8 protein-coding genes are annotated in these 7,563 nt (G+C 40.8%); 6 read left to right on the forward strand and 2 right to left on the reverse strand.

Translation table 11 applies throughout. The features are described 5' to 3' along the window. Nucleotides 1-187 precede the first annotated feature (187 nt). The 4 genes from ACZFYI_RS12360 to ACZFYI_RS12375 all read left to right on the forward strand — a co-directional run bounded on the left by ACZFYI_RS12360 (nt 188) and on the right by ACZFYI_RS12375 (nt 3,424). Nucleotides 188-1,135, forward strand: coding sequence for an acetyl-CoA carboxylase carboxyltransferase subunit alpha (locus tag ACZFYI_RS12360; protein ID WP_462524441.1), 948 nt, complete (start codon nt 188-190; stop codon nt 1,133-1,135). Nucleotides 1,136-1,228: 93 nt separating this feature from the next. Then, nucleotides 1,229-2,074: an MBL fold metallo-hydrolase gene (locus ACZFYI_RS12365; RefSeq protein WP_462524442.1), complete on the forward strand. Its 846-nt coding sequence runs from the start codon at nt 1,229-1,231 to the stop codon at nt 2,072-2,074. Continuing rightward, nucleotides 2,064-2,867: a patatin-like phospholipase family protein gene (locus ACZFYI_RS12370; protein WP_462524443.1), complete on the forward strand. Its 804-nt coding sequence runs from the start codon at nt 2,064-2,066 to the stop codon at nt 2,865-2,867. Before ACZFYI_RS12365 ends, ACZFYI_RS12370 begins: the two co-directional genes overlap by 11 nt. Continuing rightward, nucleotides 2,864-3,424, forward strand: a complete 561-nt coding sequence (locus tag ACZFYI_RS12375; RefSeq protein WP_462524444.1) for a 1-acyl-sn-glycerol-3-phosphate acyltransferase — start codon at nt 2,864-2,866, stop codon at nt 3,422-3,424. The genes ACZFYI_RS12370 and ACZFYI_RS12375 overlap by 4 nt, the downstream gene beginning before the upstream one ends. Here the strand turns inward: ACZFYI_RS12375 and ACZFYI_RS12380 are convergent, their stop codons facing one another. Then, entirely contained in the window at nt 3,425-4,012 is a 588-nt protein-coding gene (locus tag ACZFYI_RS12380) for a hypothetical protein (RefSeq protein ID WP_462524445.1), read from the reverse strand. A gap of 220 nt (nt 4,013-4,232) precedes the next feature. Here ACZFYI_RS12380 and ACZFYI_RS12385 point away from each other — a divergent pair, with 220 nt between their 5' ends. Next, entirely contained in the window at nt 4,233-5,090 is an 858-nt protein-coding gene (locus ACZFYI_RS12385) for a bile acid:sodium symporter family protein (protein WP_462524446.1), read from the forward strand. A gap of 29 nt (nt 5,091-5,119) precedes the next feature. Here the strand turns inward: ACZFYI_RS12385 and ACZFYI_RS12390 are convergent, their stop codons facing one another. Continuing rightward, on the reverse strand, nt 5,120-5,833 hold the full coding sequence (locus tag ACZFYI_RS12390; RefSeq protein WP_462524447.1) for a pseudouridine synthase: 714 nt from the start codon (nt 5,831-5,833) through the stop codon (nt 5,120-5,122). 161 nt (nt 5,834-5,994) lie between these two features. Between ACZFYI_RS12390 and ACZFYI_RS12395 the strand changes: the two genes are divergently transcribed. Continuing rightward, entirely contained in the window at nt 5,995-7,476 is a 1,482-nt protein-coding gene (locus ACZFYI_RS12395; RefSeq protein WP_462524448.1) for a S10 family peptidase, read from the forward strand. The last annotated feature ends 87 nt before the right edge of the window (nt 7,477-7,563 follow it).

Here is a 7,563-nt window from a genome sequence, read left to right on the forward strand (position 1 = left end):
TGTCCATTCCGCAAAAGCCTCAGATTTTATCTGGGGCTTTTTTCATTTTTACTCCATTAAGTTTTCCTTAAATTGTACCGGCATTGATGAAAATTTTGCAATCATCCCATAAACAATGATCTTCAAATACAAATAATTTTTCTTCGCAATAATCTTTTTATCTTTGTCTCAGTCAAAAAAACCAATTATGCTATTAGAATTCGAAAAACCAATTGCTGATTTGGAGTCCAAGCTTCAGGAAATGAAGGATTTGGCCAAAGGAAGGAATATAAATTTGACTCCTGATATACAGTCATTGGAAGATAAAATTCAGACTTTGAAAAAAGAAACTTTCCAAAACCTGACCAGGTGGCAGCGGGTTCAGCTCTCCCGTCATGCTGACCGCCCATATTCGTTGGATTATATCTACGAGATCACCAACGACTTTATTGAACTGCATGGTGACCGGACTGTAAAGGACGACAAAGCCATGATCGGAGGTTTGGGAGATATTGACGGCCGTACGGTAATGTTTATCGGGCAGCAAAAAGGCCGCAACACCAAACAGCGTCAAGAGCGGAACTTTGGTATGGCCAATCCGGAAGGATATCGAAAAGCCCTCAGGCTAATGAAAATGGCTGAGAAATTTGGAAAGCCAATCGTTACCTTGATTGACACTCCGGGTGCATTTCCAGGTTTGGAAGCAGAAGAAAGAGGGCAGGGGGAAGCCATTGCTAGGAACCTCAAGGAGATGTTTATGCTCAAGGTACCTGTCATCTGCATCATCATCGGTGAAGGTGCCTCAGGTGGGGCATTGGGCATCGCGATCGGAGACAAAGTATATATGTTGGAAAATACTTGGTATTCGGTGATTTCTCCTGAATCCTGTTCTTCGATTCTATGGAGAAGTTGGGATTACAAAGAACAGGCTGCTGAAGCCTTGAAACTGACAGCACCAGACATGAAAAACAATGGCCTGATCGATGGTATCATTGCCGAACCGCTTGGAGGTGCCCACAAGGATATGAAAACCATGGCAAAAACCATCAAAGCAACCATTTTGGAAGCCTTGAAAGAACTTGATAAAATCAAACCTGAGAAGCGCATTGATCAGAGAATTGAAAAATTCTGCGCTATGGGAGTTGTTGAGGAATAAAATTAATCTTGAATCCCACAAAAAGGAAACAGCTTTTCTTCTAAAGAATAACGGCTTTACTTTTTCGTGGGATTTTTTTATACCGTTTTGCTTATGAAATTACATGTCATCAATACCGGATTTTTCAAACTTGACGGAGGAGCGATGTTTGGAGTAGTCCCCAAAACCCTTTGGTCCAAAACCAATCCGGCTGATGACAATAACCTTTGTCCTTGGGCCATGCGTTGCCTTTTGGTAGAGCAGGGAAATAGACTGGTATTGATTGACAATGGCATAGGGTACAAGCAGGATGCCAAATTTTTCTCCCACTATTACCTCCATGGAAATGACAGTTTAGAAAAATCTCTTAAATCAAAAGGCTTCGATTTCTCTGATATCACAGATAATTTTTTGCCCCATTTGCATTTTGATCACTGTGGAGGTGGAGTAAAATATAAAGACAGAGATCCAAACCTTATTGAAATGACTTTTCCCAATGCAAAATATTGGTCCAATGAAGCCCATTGGGATTGGGCCATCCATCCTAATGGCAGGGAGAAAGCTTCTTTTCTCAAAGAGAACTTAGTGCCGATGAAGGAAAGCGGTCAGTTGGAATTCCTTGATTTAGCTAAAAAAGAATTATTTGAAGGTTTTTCTTTCATGACAGTGGATGGCCACACCGACAAACAGATGCTGCCTATGATTCAATTCAAAGGAAGGACCATTGTATTTGTCGCAGACTTACTCCCTTCTGTTGGACATATTCCTTTGCCATATGTGATGGGATATGATACGAGACCTTTGTTGACTTTGGAGGAGAAAAGGTTGTTTTTGGAGGAGGCAGCCAAAAACAATTATGTCCTATTCTTGGAGCATGATCCCGTTCATGAATGTTGTACTGTGAAAATGACAGAAAAAGGTGTAAAATTAGACCAAACATTTTCTCTAAATGAACTCTGAAAAAAAAATCGGCATTGCACTTTCAGGAGGAGGAGTACGCGGAGTAGCCCATTTGGGGGTTTTGAAAGGACTCAACGAATATAATATTTTCCCAAATAGGGTGAGTGGCAGCAGTGCCGGAGCCATTGCCGGGGCCTTATACTGCTCAGGAAATTCGCCCGATGAGATTTTTGAGATCATCGTTAAAACCAATTATTTCAAATTTCTCAGACCTGCAATCAGCTGGACCGGCATTTTGAAAATGGATTCTGTTGAGGAACTCTACCTCAAATACTTTCCTGACAATGATTTTGCAAAGCTGAAAATACCACTCACAGTAGCTGCTACCGATATCAAAAGGGCTAGGGTGGTGTATTTTTCCGAAGGACAACTTATCAAACCTATAATGGCTTCTTCCTGCATTCCGGGAATGTTTGATCCTATGGAAATAGATAAAAGTTTTTATATAGATGGGGGAGTTTTGAATAACCTCCCTGTTGAACCCCTTGACGGGATTTGTGATGCGATCATCGGGGTCAATTGCAACTGCCTTCAGGTAGAGCATAATATCAAAAACATCAAGAGTCTGATCGAAAGAACAGTTATCATGTCGATGAATTACAACGTATATAGTCGAAAAAATAAATGTGACTACTTCATAGAACCACCTGGGCTTGCCCGATATGGTGTGTTTGATATCAAGAAGGCAAAAGATATCTTTGATGCCGGATACCAGACAGCTATTGAGTTTATAAAAGAGAATGAGTCTATTTTGGAGTTGAGTCAAAAAAAGAAAAAACCAGTAAAAGCATGATGAAGTTTTTGTCAAAGATAGTTTTTTGGTTAAGCGGCTGGAAACTCAATGTAGGTTGGCCAAAGGACCTCAAAAAAGCAGTATTGATAGCCATTCCCCATACGAGCAACTGGGATTTGCTTTATGCCAGATCGGCATTTTTTCTAATGGATATTCCGGTCAAGTTTACTATCAAAAAGGAAGCGATGGTCGGACCTTTGGGTTGGTTGATCAAGGTTTTGGGAGGAATTGCCATTGACCGCAAAAGAATTCCGGGAGGAAAAAAACAAACCTATTCTGAGGCAATGATCAACATGCTCAAAGAATCCGAGGAACTAGTAATCATGGTGACCCCCGAAGGCACAAGAAGCTATGCACCTAAATGGAAAACGGGTTTTTATCACATTGCATTAGGAGCAAATGTTCCGATTGTTATCGGCTACCTTGATTATAAAAAGAAGGAAGCGGGAATCGGTCCAATTATTTATCCAAATGGAAATATGGATGAGCAGATTGAAGAGATGAAAGTTTTTGGTAGAACCGTTACCGGAAAATATCCCGAAAAGGGTATTCGCTGATTATTCCACAGTCAGGGTAATATCGTCAAAATAGATTTTCCCTGTGGTTCGTGAACCCATCACTAAGTAAACAACAATATTATCAACTTCTTCAGGCGTGTTGGGTAGCGTAAGTCTCAATTGCGTCCAGTCAAATGTTCCAGAAACCCCTATTTGGTTTTGAGTGGTCACATACCTTCCAAAGGTATTGCCTTTGCTGTCTTCTACAGGAAATGCCCTGATTGAAATATATACATTGCTTTCGGCCCCCTTTAAAGCGACATCTTCTCCTTTCAAAAAGGCCCTTAAAACCAATTTTCTCCCTTTGCTCGGCATTGGGCCATTGTAAGATTGTCTCCACGTCCCTGAGTTGGTATTAAGACTATCCCTGTTTTCTATAAAAAGAGACCTATTTGAAGATCTGAAAACCTCAGTACTTGAACCAAGGGTAAAACCCGGTTCAGAAAATGCCATCCATGGAGAAATTGATCCATCCGATGAAGCTAGGTCTGGATTTTCTAATAGTTGGGTATTGGCAGGCAAGCCATCATCCATTGTGCAACGGATAAAAAAAGCTGAAATCAATACAATGAGGTAAATTCTTATCATGGGAAAGTTAAGATTCCAAAAGTAGGAACGGACAAGCAATCCGAATGTTTTGAAGGGAAATATTTTTTGATTTTGTTTATTCAGAAAAAAACTTCAAGGTTCATTTCAGAAAGCCAAATGCCTTGAAAAATGATTTTCGACAAATCCATTCTCCAAATCAATTTAAAATTCCTATATTTTTGAGGATTTATCCAGAAATTCCCCATAAACCCAAAATTATATGCAAGACAGCGTTCTCACCGCCGTATTCCTACCTTTGGCTTTGGCCTTTATCATGCTTGGGATGGGATTGTCCTTGACTGTTAAAGATTTCAAAAACATCTTTGTTTACCCTAAGGCAATGGTTTTGGGCCTTACAAACCAGCTTATTCTTTTGCCTATTTTTGGTTATGCTTTGATTGAGCTGTTTGGTTTGACTGGTGCTTTGGCTGTCGGTGTGATGATTTTGTCGGCCTGTCCCGGTGGTGCTACATCTAACCTGATTTCCCACTTGTCTAGAGGCGATACTGCCCTATCTATCAGTCTTACTGCCGTGAGTTCATTGATTACTATAGTGACCATTCCGATTATTATCAATTTTGCAATTTCTCATTTTGGAGAGGAGGGAAGTATCACTTTGCCGGTGATGGAGACGATCATACAGATCGCCGGGGTCACGGTTGTTCCTGTTTCTATAGGGATGTTTCTCCATAATAAATTTCCCAAACTTTCTAACAAAGCTGATAAACCCGTCCGGATCGCCTCAGCAGTATTTTTTGTACTTATTCTTTTTGCCGCCATTTTGAAGGAAAGGGCAAACTTGGTAGAATATTTCATTCAATCAGGGCCTATTACTTTAATACTGAATCTTATGACATTGACTGTGGGGTTTTTCTTGGCTAGGCTTTTTCTTTTGTCCAAAAGACAAAGCATTACCATTGCCATCGAATCCGGCATCCAAAACGGGACTTTGGGAATAATGATTGCTGCCACTTTGCTTAAAAACTCTGAAATGACGATTCCAATAGCCATTTACAGTTTGATCATGTTTATGACTTCAGCTATCATTATTTTCCTTTCCAATAGAAAAACAGCGTAAAAAAATCAAATGGGTTTGGGTTTCAATTTTTATATGGGAACCGAAAGTCCTAATTTCTTGCAGATGTCTATGAAATAATCCGGAATTCTGGACTGTAGCTTTATGGGTTCTTTATTAAATGGATGAACAAACTCAAACTGCCAAGCATGAAGCAGGAGGTTTTCCATCCCAAAGGTGTTTTTGAAAAAATGGTTTTGTCTGTTGTCCCCGTGGGTGCTGTCGCCGATCACATAATGCCTGTCATGGGCCAAATGCCTTCTGATCTGATGCATGCGACCCGTATGGGGATGTACTTTTAAAAGTGAATAGCGGCTTGTAGGATATCGGGAAGTAGATGCAATTTGAATTTCATTTTGTGATATTGACCAATATTCTGATTTTGCATCCTGTAAATCCCCATAGAGTTTTTTCTTTAGCGGATGATCAATAATCCCATGATTTTCAGACATATATCCCCTGACAACTGTTAGGTAATATTTTTTTACATCGTCAGTTGGAAACAAAGGCTGGACAAGCGAAGCTGCTTCTGATGACAATCCAAATACCAAAACTCCGGAGGTGGGTCTGTCAATGCGGTGAAGTGGGTAAACTTTTTTTCCGGTCTGTTCTCTTAGCAGCCTTTCTGCTATCAAAACATTTTCTTCAAAGGCGATATTTGTTCGGTGCACCAACATTCCTGCAGGCTTGTTGACAGCTATAAAAAATTCGTCCTGAAATAAGATTTCCAATTCTAGATTTTCCAATTGCGAAGGTATTTGCTGCGAATGTAAGTGATTCAATTTTTTCCCCAAACAATTCTTTCCCTGCTAAGCCCACTTATCCTGTTCAAAAATCCCTTGATATAAATCATAAGGAAGGTTTTTTGATTTCACTTATATTTCGAGTGAAAATAGCCTATATCATCATGAAAAAACATTTAATCACAGCAGTTCTTTTGATGTTTACCCTCTCTTGGGCTTTTGCACAGGAAACCAGGGAAATAAAAGTAGAATCATCCTCCGTTACTAACGGGGAGGTTACCATCAAAGGGAAGCGAGTTCCCTACAAAGCCACCGCAGGTACTATGCCTGTCTGGAACGAAGATGGCAAACCCATTGCCACTTTGTTTTATACTTATTACGAGAGGACCGATATCACTGACAAGGCATCCCGGCCTTTGGTGGTCTCGTTTAACGGTGGTCCCGGATCAGGTTCGCTATGGATGCACCTTGCCTATACTGGCCCTTTTAAGTTGAATATAGATGATGAAGGGTATCCTTTACAGCCCTATGGTGTCACGCAAAACCCACATTCGATCTTGGACGTGGCGGACATCGTGTACGTTGATCCGGTGAATACAGGTTATTCCAGGATTTTGGATAAGGAAGTACCCCGTTCCACTTTCTTTGGGATCAATTCAGATATCAAATACTTGGCGGATTGGGTCAAAACTTTTGTCACCAGACAAAACCGTTGGCAGTCACCAAAATACCTGATCGGGGAAAGTTATGGTACTACTCGTGTAGCAGGTTTGGTTCATGAATTACAAAATGCCCATTGGATGTACTTCAACGGCGTTATTTTAGTGTCACCTACACCAATGGGATTGGATAGAAGCGGGCCAGTGGCAAAAGCAAATTACCTTCCTTACTACGCTGCAACTGCATGGTACCACAAGGCACTTCCCGCGGATTTGCAAAGCAGGGACTTAGACAGCATTTTACCGGAAGTCGAAAAATACACCTTGGACGTAGTGATTCCTGCGATTTCAAAGGGAGGTTCTTTGGATCCTTCAGTCAGAAAAGAAGTTGCCAAGAAAATGGCTTATTACTCCGGCTTGAGTGAGGACGTCATTTTGCAATTTGCTTTGGCTGTACCCACCAGCTACTTTTGGAAAGAATTATTAAGGGACAAAGGATTAACTGTTGGCAGATTGGATAGCCGGTACAGAGGAATCGACCAAACAGATGCGGGAGAGCGATTTGATTATGATCCTGCCCTCACAGCATGGAACCACGCTTTTTCTCCGGCTATGAATTATTACGCAAAGAATGTCCTAAAATACAATACAGATCTGACCTACAACCTTTTCGGTCCGGTGAATCCTTGGGATAGAAGCAATGAAAATACAGGAAACCAATTGGCTCAAGCCATGCTGCAAAACCCATATCTGCATGTCATGACCCAATCAGGGTATTTTGATGGCGGAACAGATTACTTCAATGCCAAATATAATATGTGGCAAATGGACCCTGCAGGAAAAATGCAAGAAAGATTGATCTTCAAAGGATATAGAAGTGGACACATGATGTATCTCCGAGCTGAAGACTTAGCAACTTCCAATGAGGACATCAGACAGTTTATACAAAAATCTTTGCCTGGTAAAGGGGTTCCGGCGAAGTATTGAATTAAATTCTAATCAGGAAGAAATCGACAGGATTCATTGATGGATTTTTGCAGAAAAAGACTTCTCCTTGTCACATCGACAGAGGAG

The sequence above is a fragment of the Aquiflexum sp. genome, from assembly GCF_977115555.1.

What these genes read in the sequence shown, in the direction of transcription:
- ACZFYI_RS12365 (WP_462524442.1), top strand. Translation starts at nt 1,229, where the DNA reads ATGAAATTACATGTCATCAATACCGGATTTTTCAAACTTGACGGAGGA.
- ACZFYI_RS12360 (WP_462524441.1), top strand. Translation starts at nt 188, where the DNA reads ATGCTATTAGAATTCGAAAAACCAATTGCTGATTTGGAGTCCAAGCTT.
- ACZFYI_RS12385 (WP_462524446.1), top strand. Translation starts at nt 4,233, where the DNA reads ATGCAAGACAGCGTTCTCACCGCCGTATTCCTACCTTTGGCTTTGGCC.
- ACZFYI_RS12375 (WP_462524444.1), top strand. Translation starts at nt 2,864, where the DNA reads ATGATGAAGTTTTTGTCAAAGATAGTTTTTTGGTTAAGCGGCTGGAAA.
- ACZFYI_RS12370 (WP_462524443.1), top strand. Translation starts at nt 2,064, where the DNA reads ATGAACTCTGAAAAAAAAATCGGCATTGCACTTTCAGGAGGAGGAGTA.
- ACZFYI_RS12380 (WP_462524445.1), bottom strand. Translation starts at nt 4,012, where the DNA reads ATGATAAGAATTTACCTCATTGTATTGATTTCAGCTTTTTTTATCCGT.
- ACZFYI_RS12395 (WP_462524448.1), top strand. Translation starts at nt 5,995, where the DNA reads ATGAAAAAACATTTAATCACAGCAGTTCTTTTGATGTTTACCCTCTCT.